General features: G+C 63.6%; 18 protein-coding genes. 6 read left to right on the forward strand and 12 right to left on the reverse strand.

Annotation, left to right across the window (positions count from 1 at the left end; genetic code table 11):
* Positions 1-202: 202 nt before the first annotated feature.
* Entirely contained in the window at positions 203-1,651 is a 1,449-nt protein-coding gene (locus tag AB5Y64_RS08175; protein ID WP_039040138.1) for a catalase, read from the reverse strand.
* A 152-nt stretch (positions 1,652-1,803) separates the two neighbouring features.
* On the opposite strand from AB5Y64_RS08175, the gene AB5Y64_RS08180 reads away from it, so the two are divergent.
* Both AB5Y64_RS08180 and AB5Y64_RS08185 read left to right on the forward strand, forming a co-directional pair.
* Positions 1,804-2,292: a GNAT family N-acetyltransferase gene (locus AB5Y64_RS08180; protein WP_010675925.1), complete on the forward strand. Its 489-nt coding sequence runs from the start codon at positions 1,804-1,806 to the stop codon at positions 2,290-2,292.
* On the forward strand, positions 2,289-3,146 hold the full coding sequence (locus tag AB5Y64_RS08185; protein WP_039040137.1) for a GyrI-like domain-containing protein: 858 nt from the start codon (positions 2,289-2,291) through the stop codon (positions 3,144-3,146). The genes AB5Y64_RS08180 and AB5Y64_RS08185 overlap by 4 nt, the downstream gene beginning before the upstream one ends.
* Positions 3,147-3,215: 69 nt before the next feature.
* Here the strand turns inward: AB5Y64_RS08185 and AB5Y64_RS08190 are convergent, their stop codons facing one another.
* Together AB5Y64_RS08190 and AB5Y64_RS08195 are read right to left on the reverse strand one after the other, a co-directional pair.
* Positions 3,216-4,115: a DMT family transporter gene (locus AB5Y64_RS08190; RefSeq protein ID WP_039040136.1), complete on the reverse strand. Its 900-nt coding sequence runs from the start codon at positions 4,113-4,115 to the stop codon at positions 3,216-3,218.
* Between the two features lie 109 nt (positions 4,116-4,224).
* Entirely contained in the window at positions 4,225-4,665 is a 441-nt protein-coding gene (locus AB5Y64_RS08195; protein ID WP_039040139.1) for a DUF2214 family protein, read from the reverse strand.
* A gap of 110 nt (positions 4,666-4,775) precedes the next feature.
* On the opposite strand from AB5Y64_RS08195, the gene AB5Y64_RS08200 reads away from it, so the two are divergent.
* Positions 4,776-6,380: a sensor domain-containing diguanylate cyclase gene (locus tag AB5Y64_RS08200; RefSeq protein WP_039040135.1), complete on the forward strand. Its 1,605-nt coding sequence runs from the start codon at positions 4,776-4,778 to the stop codon at positions 6,378-6,380.
* A gap of 23 nt (positions 6,381-6,403) precedes the next feature.
* On the opposite strand, the gene AB5Y64_RS08205 is transcribed toward AB5Y64_RS08200, so the two are convergent.
* From AB5Y64_RS08205 to AB5Y64_RS08230, 6 genes are all read right to left on the reverse strand, one after another.
* Positions 6,404-7,063, reverse strand: a complete 660-nt coding sequence (locus AB5Y64_RS08205; protein WP_039040134.1) for an HAD family phosphatase — start codon at positions 7,061-7,063, stop codon at positions 6,404-6,406.
* 65 nt (positions 7,064-7,128) lie between these two features.
* A complete protein-coding gene (locus AB5Y64_RS08210; protein ID WP_039040133.1) occupies positions 7,129-8,136 on the reverse strand; it encodes an ABC transporter ATP-binding protein in 1,008 nt (335 codons plus the stop codon).
* Positions 8,137-8,142: 6 nt separating this feature from the next.
* Positions 8,143-8,919: an ABC transporter permease gene (locus tag AB5Y64_RS08215; RefSeq protein ID WP_039040132.1), complete on the reverse strand. Its 777-nt coding sequence runs from the start codon at positions 8,917-8,919 to the stop codon at positions 8,143-8,145.
* The gene (locus AB5Y64_RS08220) at positions 8,912-9,808 is read right to left on the reverse strand and encodes an ABC transporter permease subunit (protein WP_039040131.1); all 897 of its coding nucleotides are present in this window, start codon (positions 9,806-9,808) and stop codon (positions 8,912-8,914) included. The genes AB5Y64_RS08215 and AB5Y64_RS08220 overlap by 8 nt, the downstream gene beginning before the upstream one ends.
* Positions 9,808-10,641, reverse strand: a complete 834-nt coding sequence (locus AB5Y64_RS08225) for an alkaline phosphatase family protein (protein WP_039040130.1) — start codon at positions 10,639-10,641, stop codon at positions 9,808-9,810. The genes AB5Y64_RS08220 and AB5Y64_RS08225 overlap by 1 nt, the downstream gene beginning before the upstream one ends.
* A 10-nt stretch (positions 10,642-10,651) precedes the next feature.
* Positions 10,652-11,698, reverse strand: coding sequence for an ABC transporter substrate-binding protein (locus AB5Y64_RS08230; protein WP_010675915.1), 1,047 nt, complete (start codon positions 11,696-11,698; stop codon positions 10,652-10,654).
* Between the two features lie 183 nt (positions 11,699-11,881).
* On the opposite strand from AB5Y64_RS08230, the gene AB5Y64_RS08235 reads away from it, so the two are divergent.
* Positions 11,882-12,694, forward strand: a complete 813-nt coding sequence (locus AB5Y64_RS08235; protein WP_039040129.1) for a UTRA domain-containing protein — start codon at positions 11,882-11,884, stop codon at positions 12,692-12,694.
* Positions 12,695-12,740: 46 nt separating this feature from the next.
* Here AB5Y64_RS08235 and AB5Y64_RS08240 read toward each other — a convergent pair whose 3' ends face one another.
* Together AB5Y64_RS08240 and AB5Y64_RS08245 are read right to left on the reverse strand one after the other, a co-directional pair.
* Positions 12,741-13,505 carry a helix-turn-helix transcriptional regulator gene (locus AB5Y64_RS08240; RefSeq protein WP_010675913.1) on the reverse strand — a complete coding sequence of 255 codons (765 nt, stop codon included), beginning with the start codon at positions 13,503-13,505 and terminating at the stop codon, positions 12,741-12,743.
* Between the two features lie 443 nt (positions 13,506-13,948).
* The gene (locus tag AB5Y64_RS08245) at positions 13,949-14,863 is read right to left on the reverse strand and encodes a LysR family transcriptional regulator (RefSeq protein ID WP_010675912.1); all 915 of its coding nucleotides are present in this window, start codon (positions 14,861-14,863) and stop codon (positions 13,949-13,951) included.
* 257 nt (positions 14,864-15,120) lie between these two features.
* Between AB5Y64_RS08245 and AB5Y64_RS08250 the strand changes: the two genes are divergently transcribed.
* Both AB5Y64_RS08250 and AB5Y64_RS08255 read left to right on the forward strand, forming a co-directional pair.
* Entirely contained in the window at positions 15,121-15,453 is a 333-nt protein-coding gene (locus AB5Y64_RS08250; RefSeq protein WP_039040128.1) for a hypothetical protein, read from the forward strand.
* Positions 15,454-15,483: 30 nt separating this feature from the next.
* A complete protein-coding gene (locus AB5Y64_RS08255; protein WP_368203622.1) occupies positions 15,484-16,188 on the forward strand; it encodes a pirin family protein in 705 nt (234 codons plus the stop codon).
* On the opposite strand, the gene AB5Y64_RS08260 is transcribed toward AB5Y64_RS08255, so the two are convergent.
* Positions 16,171-17,589, reverse strand: coding sequence for an IS66-like element ISAs21 family transposase (locus AB5Y64_RS08260; RefSeq protein ID WP_004576012.1), 1,419 nt, complete (start codon positions 17,587-17,589; stop codon positions 16,171-16,173). The two genes, AB5Y64_RS08255 and AB5Y64_RS08260, sit on opposite strands and share 18 nt — an antisense overlap.
* Between the last annotated feature and the right edge of the window lie 103 nt (positions 17,590-17,692).

Raw genomic sequence — 17,692 nt, forward strand, 5'->3', positions numbered from 1 at the left:
CACAACGTCGTTGCCGCCGTGAGCTGGCGGTACAACCCCTTGTTGGCAAGGGAGGGAAGCGCGCGAGGGCGCTGCGTCCAGGATGGATACGGCATTGAAATCGGAGCCTCGGGCTGCGTTTTTCATTCATCAAAGACCGTCATGCGAGAACGGGGGCCATCGGGCCCCCGTTTTGCTTTTGCAGAGGTTGGCTGCCTGCGACTCAGCGTTGCAGGGCGGCCAGGGCCAGCTCGACCCGCTTGGCGTACTCGGGGTCGGCCTGCTCGAAGTGCCTGAGCTGGGCCGCGACGATGGCGTCATCCTCCACATTGATGAGGGAGCGGGCCAGGTTGGCGGCGAGGCGGGCACGCTGCCCCTCGTCCATCAGGCGGAAGAGATCCCCCGGCTGGCTGTAGTAGTCGCTGTCGTAGTCGCGAAAATCGTAGTGCAGGGCAGCCCCTTCCAGACTCAGGGCCGGTTCGTGCTGCTCGCTCGGCTGCTGGGTGCCGAAGCGGTTCGGTTGGTAGTTGGGGCTGGCGCCACCGTTGCTGTCCGCCCGCATGGCGCCGTCGCGGTGGGCACCGTGGTGGAACGGGCAGCGCGGGGCGTTGACCGGCAGCAGGCCGTGGTTGACGCCGAGGCGGTAGCGCTGGGTGTCACCGTAGGAGAACAGGCGACCCTGCAACATGCGATCCGGCGAGAAGCCGATGCCGGGCACCACGTTGGCCGGGGTGAAGGCGGCCTGCTCCACGTGGGCGAAGTAGTTGTCCGGGTTCTGGTTGAGTTCCAGCACGCCGACCGGGATGAGCGGGTAGTCCTTGTGGGGCCACACCTTGGTGAGGTCGAACGGGTGGATCGAGTAGGTCTGGGCTTCGGCCTCTGGCATCACCTGCACATAGACCTTCCAGCGCGGGAAGTCCCCCCGTTCGATGGCGTTGAACAGATCTGCCTGGCTGGTCTCTCTGTCCTGACCGACGGCGGTGGCCGCCTCTTCATCGGTGTAGAAGCGGTGGCCCTGCTCGGTCTTGAAGTGGAACTTGACCCAGAAGCGCTCGTTCGCGTCGTTGATGAAGCTGAAGGTGTGGCTGCCGTAGCCGTTCATCTCCCGCAGGCTCCTGGGAATGCCGCGATCGCTGAAGAGGATGGTGACCTGGTGCAGGGATTCCGGGTGGCGGGACCAGAAGTCCCAGGCGGCGGTGGCGCTGCGCAGGTTGGTGCGGGGATCCCGCTTCTGGGTGTGGATGAAGTCAGGGAATTTCAGGGGATCGCGAATGAAGAACACCGGGGTGTTGTTGCCCACCAGATCCCAGTTGCCCTGCTCGGTGTAGAACTTGAGGGCGAAGCCGCGCACGTCGCGCTCTGCGTCGGCGGCGCCCTTCTCGCCGGCCACGGTGGAGAAGCGCAGGAACACCGGGGTCTGCTTGCCGACGGCGTTGAACAGGTCAGCCTTGCTGAAGGCGCTGATGTCGTGAGTCACGGTGAAGGTGCCGTAGGCGCCCGAGCCCTTGGCGTGCACCACCCGCTCGGGAATGCGCTCGCGGTCGAAGTGGGCGAGTTTCTCCATCAACCAGATGTCTTGCATCAGGACGGGGCCGCGGGGGCCGGCGGTGAGGCTGTTGTTGTTGTCGACGACGGGGGCGCCGTTGGCGCTGCGCAGGGTCTTGTCGGTCATGGCGGGTCTCCTTGTGATGAGTCGCCAGACTAGGTGAAGTGGGGGAGCGGCTCCAATGGAGTGTGCCTAACCCTTTGATTGGTTTCGCTGATGGGGGTGGAAACAGACGCCAGCCTTGCGGCAAGATGGGATTCAGCCAATCAGGAGGTCTCATGTCCATCACCATTCGCCGCGCCGGGCCGGAAGATGCCGCCGCCCTGCGGGATCTTCACGCCATGCCCCATGCCCAGGCGGGCACCCTGCAACTTCCCTTCCCCTCCTTGCAGCAGTGGGAGCAGAAGCTGACCCCGCGGGATGGCATCTACAGCCTGCTGGCGGAGTGGGAGGGGGAGGTGGCGGGGGCGCTGGTTCTGATGGTGGAGCCGGCCCCCCGTCGCCGCCACGTGGCGAGCATCGGCATGGCGGTACACGATGACTGGGCCGGGCGCGGGGTGGGCACTGCCCTGATGCAGGCTGCGCTGGATCTGGCGGACAACTGGCTCGGCTTGACGCGGGTGGAGCTGACGGTCTGGGCCGACAATCAGGCGGCCCTGGCCCTCTATCGCAAGGCGGGCTTCGTGGAGGAGGGCGTAGCCCGGGATTACGGCCTGCGTCATGGGGTGCTGGTGGATGCCCTCTACATGGCCAGGGTGCGCCGATGATCGACTATCGCGAGCGCCTGACGCCGGTGCTGCGGGCACTGGAGCAGGATCCGGATCTCTCCATCGAGGCGCTGGCGAGTCGCGCCTGCCTCTCCCTCTACCACTTCCACCGGGTATTCACCGCCGTGGTGGGGGAGGCCCCCGGCGAGATGTGCCGCCGCCTGCGGATGCAGCGGGCGGCCTGGCAGCTCTGCTACACCGATGCCAGCGTCACCGCCATCGCTCTGGGGGCGGGGTTTGGCAGCTCCCAGGCTTTCGCCAAGGCGTTTCGTCGTCACTATGGTTGCACTCCGGGGGCGTTTCGCCGCGACAAGGGCAAGAACGGACACCTGGATCGCAAGGAAGGACACGCATGGCAAGGGTCACTCCCTTATGCTGAAGGCCACTCATCAGCAAGGAGCAACACCATGAACACCGTCGAGATGGACGCCCGCACCCTGGCCTATATCCGCGTGACCGGCCCCTATGGCGAAGGGTATGACGCCGTCTGCCATCGCCTTCACCAGTGGGCCGCGCCCCGTGGCCTGGAAGGGGGAGAGTGGATCTTCATCTACCACGACAACCCCGAGGTGACGCCGCCGGCCCAGTGCCGCACCGATATCGGCATCAGCGTGCCGGTAGGTACCCTGGGGGCGGGGGAGGTGGAAATTCAGCTCATCCCCGCCGGACGCTACGCCCAGTCCCGCTATCTTATCACGGATCGCAGCCAGTACGGGGAGCGCTGGCAGGAGCACATCGGCGATATCGTCGCGGCCGGGCTCGCCTTTGGGGACGGCCCCTGCTTCGAGCTCTATCACAGCGTGAGCAATGACCCCCTGCGCGATGACGTGAGCTTCTGCTCCAGCGTGCGCTAGGCAGGCGGCAATAAAACGAGGCGCCCAAGGGCGCCTCGTTTTATTTGGGGTCCATGACCACCGCAGATATCAGGGCTGGCTGGGCACCTTGTTGCGGCGGGACTTCCACCACCAGCGAAGCCGGATCTGGGAGATGAGCATCCCCGCCAGCATCAGGGCGCAGCCGACCACGGCCCGTTCGTCCAGATGTTCCCCCAGCAGCAGGACACCGCCGATGGCGGCGAACACCGTCTCCAGGCTGAGGATGATGGCGGCGTGGGCCGGATGGGCACCGCGCTGCCCCACCACCTGCAGGGTATAGCCGATGCCGACCGAGACTAGACCGGCGTAGAGCAGCGCCTGCCATCCCGCCACGGCACCACTCGCCGTCGGGGTCTCGATGATGAAGGCCGTGGCCAGGCTGAGCAGGCCGCACACCACGAACTGCACCCCGGCAAGACGAATGGGGGCGACCCGGTTCGAGTAGTGATCCAGCACCAGCAGGTGCACGGCCCAGAACAGGGCCCCGATCACTTGCAGCAGATCGCCGTAGCCGATGGTGAACTCCTCGGTGACGCTGAGGTAGTAGAGCCCGGCCATGGCGATGAGGGCGCCTACCCAGGTGTTGGCCCCGGTCTTGTGGCGCAGGGCCAGGCCGATGACGGGGACCAGGATGATGTAGAGGCCGGTGATGAAGCCCGCCTTGGCGGCCGTGGTGTAGAGCAGTCCCACCTGTTGCAGGGAGGCGGCGGAGAAGAGCACGGTGCCGGCGATGAGGCCCCCGGTCAGCAGCAGGCGGTGATCACCGGCAGGCTGGGGCGGCTGGCGTGACTTGAGCCACCACAAGAGCGGCAGCAGGGAGAGGGCGCCCAGCAGGAAGCGCAGGCCGTTGAAGGTGAAGGGCCCCATGTGATCCATCCCCAGACGCTGGGCGACGAAGCCCAGCCCCCAGATGGCGGCGGCCATCAATAACATCATGTTTGAACGCATACGGAATCATCCCTGAGAAAGAGTCTCGGCGGCACTCGGGCCCCGCCATTACGATACCTGCGAGAAGGGGCGTTTGTCGTCAGCCATTTGTTGCCGGGCGAGGGCAGGATCAGCGGCTGGCCAGCTTGGCGAGCAGGGGCAGCAGGGCGAGCAGCAGCAGGTTGCCCCTAAGGATCCAGATCACCCAGAACTGCTGCTGGGTGGAGACAAGGGGAGCCCGTCCCTGGCGCAAGGATCGGCGCCAGTGGTGGAACAGCCGGCTGGGGTAGCCAAAGCTGATGGCCATGGCGAAGAACATCAGCAGCTTGGTGCGGTAACCCGGATTGGCAAGCAGGATGGCCGGTGGCTGGGGATGGGCGACCACCAGCAGCACGCCCGTGATGAAGATGAGCAGCAGGGCCAGGGCGGCCAGGCTGTCAGCCAGCAGCAGCTTGCGCACCTGCTCGATGGACATGCCGCGCCGGAACAGGAAATACTCCGAGGTGATGGCACCGGTCAGGGTGATCACGGCGCAGTAATGGAGGGCAGTCAGCAGTTCCGGTTTCAACATCCAGGCCAGTTCCTTCTCGTTGGCCACATGATGCGCTTCCCTTTGGACGCCATCAGGTGGGGCTGATATTCTGACACTACACGATGTCAGGGGATAGCATGGAGTCAGGGTTGGATAAGCGAGCAGTCTCCAAAAAGACCTGGTCCCTGGTGGCACGGATGCGCCTGGGCCTGCTTCTGCTCTTCATTCCCGTCCTGATGCTGGGTGCCATCTACTACCTGCACATGGAGCGCAGCCTGCAGCGAGAGCTGCAACAGCGCCTGCTCGCCACCAATCACCAGTTGCGCCATGTCTTCATCGAGCCCTACCTAAACGAGATGGAGCGTCAGTTCTCCCTCATCTACGACCAGATCAAGGTGGAGGACATCAGCGGCCCCCGTTTGCGCAACACCGACTCCTATCTCAGGGAGTGGCGCCTCTACAAGGGGGTGATGGCGGATCTCATCTACATCTATGTGGGCACCGCCGAGCGCCAGATGCTGATCTACCCCGAATGGCAGGCGGATGCGGACTTCGATCCCAGGGTGCGCCCCTGGTATCAGCTGGCCAGCCAGCATGTGGGCAAGATGGTCTGGACCGAACCCTACTACGACTACACCAACGGCACGCTGGTGATCGCCCTGGCGCGGGCCATCACCGACAAGGAGGGCAAGGTGCGGGGGGTCTTCGCGGTGGATGCCATCCTGGCCCCCTTCTCCGCCCAGCTGAACCGGCAGTGGAACAGCGGCTACCAGATGATCGTCAACCAGTCGGGCAAGGTGCTGGCCCACCCCGATCCCTCACAACTGCTCAAGCCCATGACCCACCCGACCTGGCTCTCCCGCTTCAGCGGGGAGGACGGCATCTTCCTGGATCAGGCGTCTCGCCAGTTCGTGGCCTACAGCCGCCTGCCGGACCACAACTGGGTGCTGATCAGCGTGTTGCCCGCCTCCAGCATCCAGGCGGTGGTGGCGAGCGCCTCCCTCAACGTGCTCGGGATCATCGTGCTGGCCAGCGTGCTCTACATGGTGCTGGCACTGATCTGGTCCCGTTATTTCAGGCGGATGCTGGACGAGATCTCCACCGTGATCCGGGCCAGCCGGACCCAGCCTGACGAGGTGCACCAGGGGGGGATGCGCGAGCTCAGGCACGTCTATGCCGAGCTGGCGGAGGTGAGCAAGGATTACCACGAGGTGCGCCAGCAGGCGAACCTCGACAAGCTGACCGGCCTTTACAACCGGCGCTTCTTCGACGAGCGGTTGAATCGGCTGCTGCTCGATCAGGACAGCTTCTGCCTGGCCATGATCGATCTGGACGGTTTCAAGCGGATCAATGACACCTATGGCCACCAGACCGGGGATGTGGTGCTCAAGCGGGTGGCCAGTTTTGGCGCCAAGCTGCTGGGGGATCATGGCTGGGTATGCCGCTATGGCGGGGAAGAGCTGGTGGTGCTGTTCGCCAATCCGGATATCCACTTCTGCCAGATGCTGCTGGAGCAGTACAGGATTGGGGTGGCCTCCCTGCACTGGCGTGAACCCGGTCTTGGGATCACCTTCAGCGGCGGCCTGGTGGCGAGTGCCCCCGGGCTTGGGGCCAGGAGCCTGCTGACCATGGTCGATGCCGAGGTCTATCGCGCCAAGGGTGACGGCAAGAATCGCATCTACATGGTGGATCCCCTGGCTCCCCGGGACGACTCGCCCTCAGGGGATGGCATGTTGAGCAAAGAAGAGGCCTGAGGGCCTCTTCTTCATTGCGCGGATCAAGGGTGCAACTGCCAGGTCCAGAGGGGCCAGTCCAGCTCCTCGGCGCACTGGCGCAGGGCGGGGGCCGGATTGACCGCATGGGGATGGCTCACCGCCCGCAGCATGGGCAGATCGTTGTGGGAGTCGCTGTAGCCGAAGCTCCCCTGCCAGAGGTGTTCCTTTCCGGCAAAGAGCTGGTTGATGCGGGCCACCTTGCCTTCGCGAAAACTCAGGGTGCCGCGGGTCTGGCCGGTCAGCATGCCGGCTTCCTCGTCGAGCAGGATGGCCACGCAGTGATCCATCCCCAGCATCTGCGCCATGGGGGCCACCAGATGCTCGCCGGAGGCGGAGATGAGCACCAGCTCGTCGCCACGCTGGCGATGCCACTCGATGCGGGCCAACCCCTCCGGATAGATACGCTCCCGCAGTACCTGCTCGGCAAAGCGGGTGCAGAGGGAGTCGAGCCACTGGCGCGTCCTGCCTGCCAGCGGTTGCAGGGTGAAGGCCATGTACTGGTGCATGTCCATCTTGCCCTGATGGTAGAGGGACATCATGGCTTGCTCCTCGGCCACCATGCCCGCCGGGGCCAGCTCCTGGGCCACCATGTACTCCAGCCAGAGGCTGGCGGAATCCCCCGCTATCAGGGTCTCGTCCAGATCAAACAGTGCCAGGGCCATGGCTGCTCCTCGGGTTGGCTGCCAGCATCGGGGTACTGGCTGAAAAATGAATGGGATTCATGGCGTTATGCTACCTCACAGAGTTGATCCCGGGCCACCACCAGGGTCACGGCGCTGCCTACCGGCAGCAGATCGCCGGCACGGCGGTTGAGGCAATCCACCGTCAACAGCCCCGCCTCGCACTCCACCTGATAGCGGATGACGTTGCCGAGCAGCTGCTGCTGGCGAACGATGCCGGGCAGGCTGGGCTCGTGGCTGGTCGCCCCGGCGGGCAGCAGGGTGATGGACTCCGGTCGCAGCGCCAGCTTGCCGCGAAAGCGCGGGCCGAACAGGGATTTGGCCTGCTCTCCACCCAGCAGGTTGTAGTTGCCGATAAAGCCCGCCACGAACTCGCTGGCGGGGCGGGTGTAGATCTGCTCCGGTGTGCCGCTCTGGACGATGGACCCCTTGTTCATCAGGAAGATCCGATCCGACAGGGTCAGCGCCTCCTCCTGATCGTGGGTCACGAAGATGGTGGTGAGCTCGAGGCGCTGCTGGATCTCGCGGATCTGCTGGCGCAGGCTGCGGCGGATGCGGGCATCCAGCGCCGAGAGCGGCTCATCCAGCAGCAGGATCCGCGGCTGCACCACCAGAGCCCGGGCCAGCGCCACTCGCTGGCGCTGGCCGCCGGAGAGCTCGGCCGGATAGCGGCGCTCGAAGCCGGTCAGCTCCACCAGCTCTAGCGCCTCCTGCACGCTGGCGGCGAGATCCCGCCCCGGCTGGGGCTTCATCTTGAGGCCGAAGGCGACGTTGTCCCACACCGTCATGTTGGGGAAGAGCGCATAGCTCTGGAACACCATGCCGATGCCCCGCTTCTGAGGTGCCTGCCAGGTAATGTCCTCACCGGCCACCCGCACCTGACCGCCATCCACCGGGGTGAGCCCGGCCAGCGCCCGCAGCAGGGTGGATTTGCCGCAGCCGGAGGGGCCGAGCAGGGTCACCAGCTCCCCCTTGCGGATGCCGAATTCAATTCCCTCGAACACCTTGGTGTCGCCGTAGGATTTGTGCAGTTGATTCACTTCTAGATGGAACATGTTGATTCACCGATGAAATCTGTTGGCTGCCCAGGTGAGCAGCAGGGTCAGCAGGAAGTAGCTCATCACCAGGGCGCTGGTGAAGTGGCCCGAGGTGGCACGCATGTTGTAGAGGTAGACCTGCAGGGTCTCGTAACGGGTGCCCACCAGCATGTTGGCAAACACGAACTCGCCGAGCAGGAAGGAGAGCGAGAGAAACAGCGCCGCCAGCAGCCCCTTGCGCAGGCAGGGGATCACCACCAGCAGGAAGGCGCGGGCGCTGCTCGCCCCCAGCAGGTGAGCGGCATCCATCAGATCCTTGAGCGGCACCCCTTGCAGGCTGTTGGCCAGCGCCCGGTACATGAAGGGGAGGACCACGGTGAACCAGGTCCCGATCAGGATCCACGGCGTGCCGATGATCGGCAGCACGCCGTCGGCGTAGATCTGCAGCAGCCCCACCGAAGAGACCACGGGCGGCACCGCGAAGGGGAGCAGGATCAAGAGGTTCATCCAGGGATCCAGCCTGGGGAAGTAGTAGGCCACCACCAGCACGGTAGGCACCAGCACCAGGGTCCCCAGCAGCAGGGTGGCGAAACAGACCAGGAGGCTGCGGCCAAAGGCCGCCAGAAAGCGCGGGTCGCCCCAGAGTTTGAGATACCAGTCGAGGGTAAAGCCATCCGGCAGCAGGGTCGCCCCCCAGCGAGTGGAGATGGAGTAGAGAAAGGTGGCCAGCAGCGGTAGCAGCAGGGTGGCGACCAGCGCCCCCAGCACCCATCTGGGCCAGCGCGGCGTCAAATCATGCATGGGATTGCCCCTTGTTCACATAGCTCTTTTTCAGCAGCCACTGGTTGGCGGCTGTCACCACCCCCAGCAGCACCATCAGGATCACCGCCAGCGCCGCCGCGAGATTCGGCTCGAGGAAGATGTCGCCGGAGACCAGACTGGCCACCCGGATGGTCACCAGATTGAAGTTGCCGGTGGTGAGGGCGTAGGCGGAGGCATAGGCCCCCACCGCGTTGGCAAACAGGATGATCAGGGTGCCGAGCAAGGCGGGCGTCAGCACCGGCAGGGCCACGTGCCACACATACTGCCCCCTGCTCGCACCCAGCAGGGCGGCGGCCTGGGGCCACTCATCCTGCAGGGCGTCGAACGCCGGGTAGAGCAGCAGCAACGCGAGCGGGATCTGGAAGTAGGTGTAAATCAGGATAAGGCCGCTGCCCGAATAGAGGTTGAAGCCGTCGATGAGGCCCCAGGATTTGAGCAACAGGGTAACGGCGCCATTGATGCCGAGCACGATGATGAAGGCGAACGCCAGCGGAACGCCGCTGAAGTTGCCGGTCATGGTGACGAAGGCCAGCAGCACCCGCTTGACCCGCTCGCCGCTGTGGCGCAGGGCCGCGGCCCCGAGGGTGCCGATGGCGAGCCCCGCCAGGCTGGCGATGCCGGCGATGCGCAAGGAGTTGCCGAAGGATTGCAGATAGAAGGGGGAGCTCAAAATATCCCGGTAATGGTCGAGACCCCAGCCATCGGTTGTCTGGACGCTGCCCACCAGTACCCACACCATGGGGGCGAGCTGAAACAGGATCATCAAGAGGACAAAGGGCAGCAGCACCAGGGCCGGCAGCCAGTGGCGGCGCACCCGGCGTGGCTTCACCTGTTGATCCGCGAGGATCTCGGTGGTGGCAGGCATCATCAGTGCACCTCGCGCATAAAGGCCGCCTTGAGCAGCGGGGGGGCTGCCGGCTTGTCGTGGGGAACTCCCAGCAGATCCGCCATCAGGGCGCAGAGCTGGGTCTGGGCGATCACTACCCCATCCGGCCAGCGCTCGACGAAGGCATCGCCAAAGAGCCAGAGCGGCACAGTGCGCTCCTCGGCCAGGGTGCCGCCATGGCTGAGATCGTTGTTCATGCCGTGATCCGAGGTGATCACCACCTGATACCCCTCTGCCAGCCACTGGGGCAGCAGGTCGGCCAGCAGGCTGTCCATGCGGCGCGCCTGATTGCGGTACTGGCGGGAATCGAGGCCAAACTGGTGGCCCGCATCGTCCACCCCCATGGGGTGGATCAGCAGAAAATCGGGGTCGTACTGGCTGCGCAGCCACTCGCCATCCATCAGTAGATGGCTGTCGGGGTAGTTGTCATCCCAGTAGAAGCAACCGTGCTGGATCGGCAGCTGCTCGTCATGGGTGAAGCGATCGCGGGCCGCCAGCCAGGGGCTCTTGTTGTAAAGCTCGCTCACCCAGTGGTAGGCCGCCGCTGCGGTGCGTTTACCCGCGGCCCGGGCCAGATGGAAGATGGAGTCATGCAGACTGAGACGACTCACCCCGTTGTGGGTGATCCCGCTCGCCACCGGCGGCACGCCGGTCAGGATGCACTCGTAGAGAGGGCGGGAGAGGGAGGGCAGGGCGGCACTCAGGGTCGTATGCAGGCCGCGCTCTGCCTCCACCATGCCACAGAGGTAGCCCATGCAATGGGCTACCTCTGCTGCCAGGCCATCCACAAGTACCACTATCACCTTGTGTTGCACTGGCCGCTCCTTACTGCATGTTGATCATGACGGTTTCCTGCCACTGGCGCGGCAGGGCCTTGGAGCTCTGCTCCCAGGCGGCGTGATCCTGCACCGGCTTGGCGTTGGCATACTGCTCGGCCGGCAGCAGCTTGGCCTTGACGTCATCCGGCAGGGTCACGTTGCTGCGAATGGGGCGGGCGTAGCCACGGGCCAGGTTGATTTGACCTGCATCGGAGAGGATGTATTCCCGCGCCAGCTTGGCTGCGTTGGGGTTCTTGGCCCACTTGTTGATGATGGTGGTGTAGCCGGCGATGACGGAGCCGTCGCTCGGGATCACCACATCAAACTTCTTGGGGTCGATCTGGTCGCGGTAGTTGAGGGCGTTGAAGTCCCACAGTACCCCCACTTCCACTTCGCCTTTCTCGATGTTGGCGATGGTCGGGTCGTTCAGCGACAGACGGCCCTGCTTGGCCAGCTTGCCGAACAGATCCAGGGCGGGTTTCAGATTCTTCTCGCTGCCGCCGGTGGCATAGGCCGCCGCCAGCACGCCGTTGTTGGCCTGGGAGGCGACGCCCACGTCACCCAGGGTCACCTTGTAGTCGCCACCCAGCAGGGATTGCCAGCTGGTGGGGGCGGCCTTGACCAGATCCTTGTTGATCAGGAAGGCGATGGTGCCGGTATAGGCCAGCATCCAGTGGCCATCCGCATCCTTGGCCCAGTTCGGAATGTCGGCCCAGGTGGAGGGCTTGTAGGGCTGGGTGACCCCCTGCTTGACCGCCACCGGGCCGAAGGCGCCGCCCACGTCGCCGATGTCGGCGGTGGCATTGGCCTTCTCGGCGGCGAACTTGGCGATCTCCTGGGCCGAGCTCATGTCGGTATCCTGATGCTTGATGCCGTAGATGCTGCCGAGCTGCTGCCAGGTATCCTTCCAGTTGGCCCAGCTGTCCGGCATGCCGACGCTCTGGAGCTGGCCCTCACCGCGGGCGGCTTTTTCGAGATCCGCGATGTTCTCGGCGGCAAACAGCGGTTGACTGATGGCCACCAGGGCCAGTGCACTTGCGATCACGCTTTTCATCATCCCATCCCTCTGGACTAGGTCAGTTAAGGTTCGAGAGGGATGCTAGAGGGGAAATATGACGGTGGCGGGGCGCTTTGATGGCAGTTTCGTGACAATCGCCCTGTCATGGCGCTGTCATCAGGGGCGGTTACAACTCGGGGTCGACAACCTCTGGTCTACTCCAGTGGTGTGCAAACCCGAATGACCGACAGGGATGTGACAGTGACAGAGCGATTGAGTGAACAGGGGATGGCCGATGGCCGCACACCCTCCAAGTGTGAACAGATTTGCCGGACCCTGCGCCGCTATATCGGCAGCGGACACCTGGCGGCGGGGCAGCAGCTGCCCGCCGAACGGGCCCTGAGCGAGCGATTCGCCACCACCCGCATCACCATCAAGGAGGCGCTCTCCAGCCTCGAGGCGGACGGCCTCATCTACCGGGCCGAGCGGCGCGGCTGGTTCGTGGCGCCGCCCCGCCTCACCTACGATCCTGCCATCCACACCCACTTTCACCAGTGGATTGGCGAGCAGCAGCGCACCGCCGAGACCCGGGTGCTGGCCCATGGCAACCAGCTTGCCAGCAGCGAGTTGTGCCGCTGGATGGGTCTGGAACCCTTTACGCCGCTCTACGAGATCCGCCGCCAGCGGCTGATCGACGGTCGCCCGGTGCTGCACGTCAGCCATCACCTGCTGGCGAGCCGTTTCCCCGGCATCGCCAGCGCTCCTCTGGCCAGCTCCCTCACCGAGCTTTACCGGCAGCGCTATGGCATAGGCCAGGGCTGGGCGAGCCTCGAGATCACCCCCTCGGCGGCCCGGGGAGAGATAGCCCGCGCTCTCAACCTGGCCCAGGGGAGTGCCGTGCTGCGCTTGGTGCGGGTCAATCATGACGAGGAGGGGAAGCTGGTGGATTGCGACATCGAGCACTGGCGACCGGACGCCATCCGCATCTGCCTGGATACCCGGGCACTGCAACCGCTCGCCACCGGCGCGCGGCAGGTGCAACTGGCAGAGTAGCGGCGTTCTGGCGCTGACATGGCGGATCCCGCAGGATCCACCGGGATCAGTTGTCGATGTTGGGGATCAGATCGTCGAAGCTCTGGTAGCCGCAGTCGGCCAGTTGCAGCGACATGGTGTAGGTCTTGCTGCCCTCCCGCTGGCCGATGGCGGGGCGGTTGAGCTTGAGCTCCTGATGCCAGTACTCCTTCATGCGATCGATCAGCGCCATGGCCTCGCTCTCCCCCAGATGGAGCTGGCACAGCGCCATGTAGTTGTTGGGCCTGTGCATGTTCTCCACCAGATAGTCCCCCAGCACCGACATGGCCTGGCGCGCCTGCTGGCGGGCGAAACGGCTGTGCTGCTCGAAGCTGATGCGCTCGCTGATGAGGAAGTGGTAGCTGTTGTCGATGCCAAGCTGCAGGATGCCGAGCTTCTCCAGCTTGCGCAGATAGAGGTAGCAGGAGGCATCGGTCAGGCCGTACTCCCGCTTGAGATCGATAAGGGTCTTGTCGCGCCAGAAGATGTTGGCGAGGAAGGCATAAAGCCCCGGCTCCTTGTGAAACGCCTCATCCTGCTCCTGGGTAAAGACGGCCCGGCGGCTCTGGGCATCCTGGGTCCGGTCCAGCAGCTCTTCGAAGGAGAGTCCCACCAGATGGCAGATCTCCAGCAGGGTGTCGAACGGCAGGGAGGGCTTGTTCATCATGCGCTTCACGGTGGCGATGGAAACCCCCATGGCTTCTGCCAGGGTCTGATAGCGGATCCCCTTGTCGGTCAGGGTTTTCTTCAGGGTGTCGAGGATGTGATTGGCCAGTGTCTGGCTGTAGGTCATGCAACTATTCCTTTATCTGCATTTTTAGTCGTGTCAGAAATTGAGTGGTTTGTCTGTATCGGGCTCAAATTTTGACACCTAGAAAAACCAGAGCAGGGTAACCCGGTGATAATGGCGGAAATGGCCTGACCAGTTGTGGTGCAAGGTGGCAGAAAGTGACACTCGGTGGTGCATATCCTTCAACCTTTCAACATTTTGCTGGTGATGCATATTACATCGCACATAATTCAACACGAATCGGATTCAATACCTTCCTGGTTGAGAAAACGATTGTTTGCTTCCAATTTAAGGGTTTTTTTAACCGCAAGGTTTTATTCTTTCCTGGCATTGAGCGGAACTCGCAAGAGGTCCGCTTTTTTTCTTTTCTCCGAATCTGAGCCCGTCGTCAAGAATGGGGCGCAGTTTTGGTACTTCCTGCGCCACCGACCCCGGAAGGCAGTCCTTTATTCCCCCTGACCGGCAAACAGCTTGGGGATCTCCCGCACCAGCCAGCTCTTGGCCTTACCCATGGTGTCTCGCCGCCAGGCCAGCACGACCTGGATCTGGTGGCGATATTCGGGACTGATCACTTTGAGTCTGCCCGCCTTGATGTCCTCTTCAATCCAGCGTTGCGGCATGGTGCCGATGCCGAGCCCCGCCAGCAGGGCGTCCCGCTTCTCCCCCATGGTGCTGACGGTCAGGCGCGGCTGCTTGTCGAGCAGGCGGTAGGTGAGCACCGGCTTGCGCAGTGCCGTGTCGGCCACCGCGATGGCGCGATAGCGGCGCAGGGTCTCGTCCGCCAGGGGCTCGGGTTCCTGATGCAGGGGGTGATCGGGGTGGGCGACGTAGAGCATCACCTCCTCCCTGAGCACCTGGTGCTTGATGCCGGTCATGGCGATATCGGCATTGAGAGAGGAGATGAGCAGGTCGGCGCGGCCATCTTCCAGGCACTCCCAACTGCCCGCCAGCACCTCGGCGCGAAACCTCAGCCGGGTATCGGTCTGTTCGGCCAGCCGATCCACCAGGGGGTAGAGAGCCTGTACCGGCATCAAGGCATCGACGGCGATGGTGATGTCGGTCTCCCAGCCACGGGAGAGGGCCCGGGTCTCCCCCACCAGGTGCTCGGCCGCCTCCAGCAGCACCCGGCCCCGCTCCAGCAGCATGCGGCCCGCCGGGGTGAACTTGGTCCTGTGGCCGCTGCGGTCGAACAGCATGGCGTCCAGCTCGTCTTCCAGCTTTTGTACCGTGTAGCTCAGCGCCGAAGGCACCTTGCCCAGCTCGTCGGCCGCCGCCGCGAAGCTGCCACGACGGTCGATGGCGTCCAGCACCCGGATCGCCTCCAGGGTCAGCGCCCGCTCCTTGTTCGATTCCTTGGCCATATCCAACCTTCAATTTTTTTGAATGTGTTTACCAGATTATCTCGCTAACAAGTTAGGGGAAGTCACTTTAATATTCAATCAACGCTTAGGCAGGAACGCCTGGCAGCCAAATAAAAGGTAGTTCCGGGCTGAGACATCCCCAAACACGATGTCTGATGTCAGCAAAAGAACAACATAGTATTTGAATGATCTCTTGCATGGATGCATTGATTCGGGCCCAAGGGGCCTTGGCAATGACATAAAACCCAAGAGAGTGAATGAACATGAAAAACGTAATCAAGATGCTGGCCGTTGCAGGCCTGATGACCGCAGGTGCCGCCCAGGCTGCCGTTCCCGCTGACTTCAATGCCGCCCCGGGCGTGCTGTTCGTCAACTGGAGCGCCACCGCCGCGATGGACGGCAAGGCCAACCCCATGCTGGAGGTGCGCGACGAGTCCGGTGATCTGCTGGCTTCCGTCCACGCCAACCTGATGGGCACCCAGCAGGTCGCCATCCCGAGCCGCACCCAGGGCAACCTGACGGTGAGCCTGGGCAACGAAAGCAGCAGCTACCGCATCCCCTTCGGTCTGGGTGACGGTCGCCAGCGTTAATGAACCAACTTGGTCAGTGAGGAGCACACCATGATGAAATTGAGAGCCGCAGAAGCACGGGGCAAGGCCAACTTTGGCTGGCTGGATGCCCGTCACAGCTTCTCCTTCGGTCACTACTATGACCCGGAATGGATGGGACACTCTGCCCTGCGGGTCATCAATCAGGATCGGGTGGCGCCGGGTGGCGGTTTCGCGACCCACCCTCACGCCAACATGGAGATCCTCACCTGCGTGCTGCAAGGCACCATAGAGCACAAGGACAGCCTCGGCCACGCCGAGCAGATCCCGGCGGGGGATTTCCAGCTGATGAGCGCAGGGTCCGGCATCCGGCACAGCGAGTACAACCCCTCGCAAACCGAGCCGCTCTCCCTGCTGCAAATCTGGATCGAGCCGAATGAACACGGCACGACCCCGGGTTATCAGCAGAAGAAGATTGAAAACAAGCCCGGGATGACGCTGGTGGCGTCACCGGACGGCGAGGCGGGATCCTTCAGGATCCGCCAGCAGGCCAGAGTGTGGCGTCTGCAGCTCGCAGAAGGGGAGACCCTGGAGTGGGCACTGCAAGGGCGTCATGGTTACCTGCACATGATTTCAGGGGAGCTGACCGGCAACGGTCTGGCTGCCCGACCCGGCGACGGGCTGCTCAGCCGCGACGAGTCGAGCTGGGTGCTCACCGCCTCCAGGGGGAGTGAAGCCCTGCTGTTTGACCGTAACCGTTCACCGGGACGGTGTTGACAGCACCAACTCCTCCGGGAACGGGTAGTCGGTTTTCTCGATGCAGGACCTGACAACTGCCCTCAGCCACTCCTGCGGGCAGCGGCCCAATCGCTTGGCCGTCTCCACCAACGATAGGATACGCTGCCTGAACTGCTCGCCTCGATGCGACCAGACGCCATAGCTTCCCTTGCGCCACAGCACATAGCCACGCAGCGCCCGCTCCGCTTCATTGTTGGTCAGCGCTATCTCGTCGTTTTCCATAAAACGCCATAGCATCTCATCGTCCTTGAGCAGTAACTGGCAGCGCCCACGGTAGCGCTTGGAACACAGTACACTGCCCCGCTCCAGCTGCCTTCGCCAGCTTTGCCGACATCGCTGCAACCTTCGCTGGTACTGCTCCCGGCTTAAGCAGCCTTGTTCATAGCCATGCCGGGTTCTGAACACCGTGTCAGCCAGCAGTACCAGCCGGGCTCCGATAGGCTGGTTGACGGCGTCGCTACTCTCGGCAATCGCCGCCACGTTGCGCAGCACATGCGCCCAGCACAGTTGGCGCTGGGCGCTGTCGATGAAGCGGTATCCCGCATACTGGTCGGTCACCAGCACCCCATCAAGCTCACTGCCCAGCAACCGCTTCGCTGCCTCCTGACCGCGGCCAAACGCCGTCATGAAGCAGACCGCGACCTTGCTCAGGGCCAGCCACATCCAGCGTCGCTCACCGCCCCGCTGGTGCCGGGTTTCATCGGCATGGATGATGGCGGCAGACTGCACTTGCTGTTTGATGGCTTGGTGGGTCGGGGTGAGCATGGCGCTGACCCGGCCTTGCGCTTCACTGATGGCGCCTCGGCTAAAGCTCAAACCGAAGTGCTGCTTGAGCTGCTGCTGTATCTTGCTGATGCTCTGGTGGAACTGACCACTCTGCAAAGCGATATAGCTCAGCAGATTAGCCCCCATCTGGCTGTGGCTCACCGTATCGGGCAGGGCTGCTTCACTGGTGGTGACGCACCCACGGCAGGTGCCCCGATACAGCTGATGCTCTGTCACCACATAGCTGACCTCGGGCAGGTCAAACACCTGATGAACCCGGTAGGGCTTGTCATGGGACACCACCTGCTCACCACAGCAGGCGCACTGCCGGGCAGGATAGTGTGGTATTGCCGTCAGTCGGTCGTCCTCAGGATGACGTTCACGCCGCTGCCCCTTGTGGCCAGGCTGGGCACCACGAGCCTTGCCGGAAGCGGGGCGCTTGCGCGCAGGCGGGGTCCCCGAGCCATCAGTGGAGGGGGGCTTGGAGGAGTTATTGCTGTTTTGGTTGAGGCGGTCTTCAAGCTCGGCGATGCGCGCCATCAGCTTGTAAATCAGCTCGTTGGCTTGCTCGAGGGTCAGCGGCAGGCCGGGTGGTGGCGTAATGGGTTTGCTCATGACGTGATGGTGCCAAGCTGGCGGGATCAGGCAAGGGGCAACAGTGGATCAAGGGATGATCGTCTCACTTTTTCCTGTCAATGCCATCTGGGTGAACAGTTAC

The organism is Aeromonas sp. R5-1 (assembly GCF_040908265.1).
Taxonomy (GTDB): domain Bacteria; phylum Pseudomonadota; class Gammaproteobacteria; order Enterobacterales; family Aeromonadaceae; genus Aeromonas; species Aeromonas caviae.

What these genes read in the sequence shown, in the direction of transcription:
- AB5Y64_RS08195 (WP_039040139.1), bottom strand. Translation starts at nt 4,665, where the DNA reads ATGTTGAAACCGGAACTGCTGACTGCCCTCCATTACTGCGCCGTGATC.
- AB5Y64_RS08235 (WP_039040129.1), top strand. Translation starts at nt 11,882, where the DNA reads ATGACCGACAGGGATGTGACAGTGACAGAGCGATTGAGTGAACAGGGG.
- AB5Y64_RS08245 (WP_010675912.1), bottom strand. Translation starts at nt 14,863, where the DNA reads ATGGCCAAGGAATCGAACAAGGAGCGGGCGCTGACCCTGGAGGCGATC.
- AB5Y64_RS08185 (WP_039040137.1), top strand. Translation starts at nt 2,289, where the DNA reads ATGATCGACTATCGCGAGCGCCTGACGCCGGTGCTGCGGGCACTGGAG.
- AB5Y64_RS08220 (WP_039040131.1), bottom strand. Translation starts at nt 9,808, where the DNA reads ATGATGCCTGCCACCACCGAGATCCTCGCGGATCAACAGGTGAAGCCA.
- AB5Y64_RS08175 (WP_039040138.1), bottom strand. Translation starts at nt 1,651, where the DNA reads ATGACCGACAAGACCCTGCGCAGCGCCAACGGCGCCCCCGTCGTCGAC.
- AB5Y64_RS08240 (WP_010675913.1), bottom strand. Translation starts at nt 13,505, where the DNA reads ATGACCTACAGCCAGACACTGGCCAATCACATCCTCGACACCCTGAAG.
- AB5Y64_RS08260 (WP_004576012.1), bottom strand. Translation starts at nt 17,589, where the DNA reads ATGAGCAAACCCATTACGCCACCACCCGGCCTGCCGCTGACCCTCGAG.
- AB5Y64_RS08250 (WP_039040128.1), top strand. Translation starts at nt 15,121, where the DNA reads ATGAACATGAAAAACGTAATCAAGATGCTGGCCGTTGCAGGCCTGATG.
- AB5Y64_RS08205 (WP_039040134.1), bottom strand. Translation starts at nt 7,063, where the DNA reads ATGGCCCTGGCACTGTTTGATCTGGACGAGACCCTGATAGCGGGGGAT.
- AB5Y64_RS08210 (WP_039040133.1), bottom strand. Translation starts at nt 8,136, where the DNA reads ATGTTCCATCTAGAAGTGAATCAACTGCACAAATCCTACGGCGACACC.
- AB5Y64_RS08230 (WP_010675915.1), bottom strand. Translation starts at nt 11,698, where the DNA reads ATGAAAAGCGTGATCGCAAGTGCACTGGCCCTGGTGGCCATCAGTCAA.
- AB5Y64_RS08190 (WP_039040136.1), bottom strand. Translation starts at nt 4,115, where the DNA reads ATGCGTTCAAACATGATGTTATTGATGGCCGCCGCCATCTGGGGGCTG.
- AB5Y64_RS08255 (WP_368203622.1), top strand. Translation starts at nt 15,484, where the DNA reads ATGATGAAATTGAGAGCCGCAGAAGCACGGGGCAAGGCCAACTTTGGC.
- AB5Y64_RS08215 (WP_039040132.1), bottom strand. Translation starts at nt 8,919, where the DNA reads ATGCATGATTTGACGCCGCGCTGGCCCAGATGGGTGCTGGGGGCGCTG.
- AB5Y64_RS08180 (WP_010675925.1), top strand. Translation starts at nt 1,804, where the DNA reads ATGTCCATCACCATTCGCCGCGCCGGGCCGGAAGATGCCGCCGCCCTG.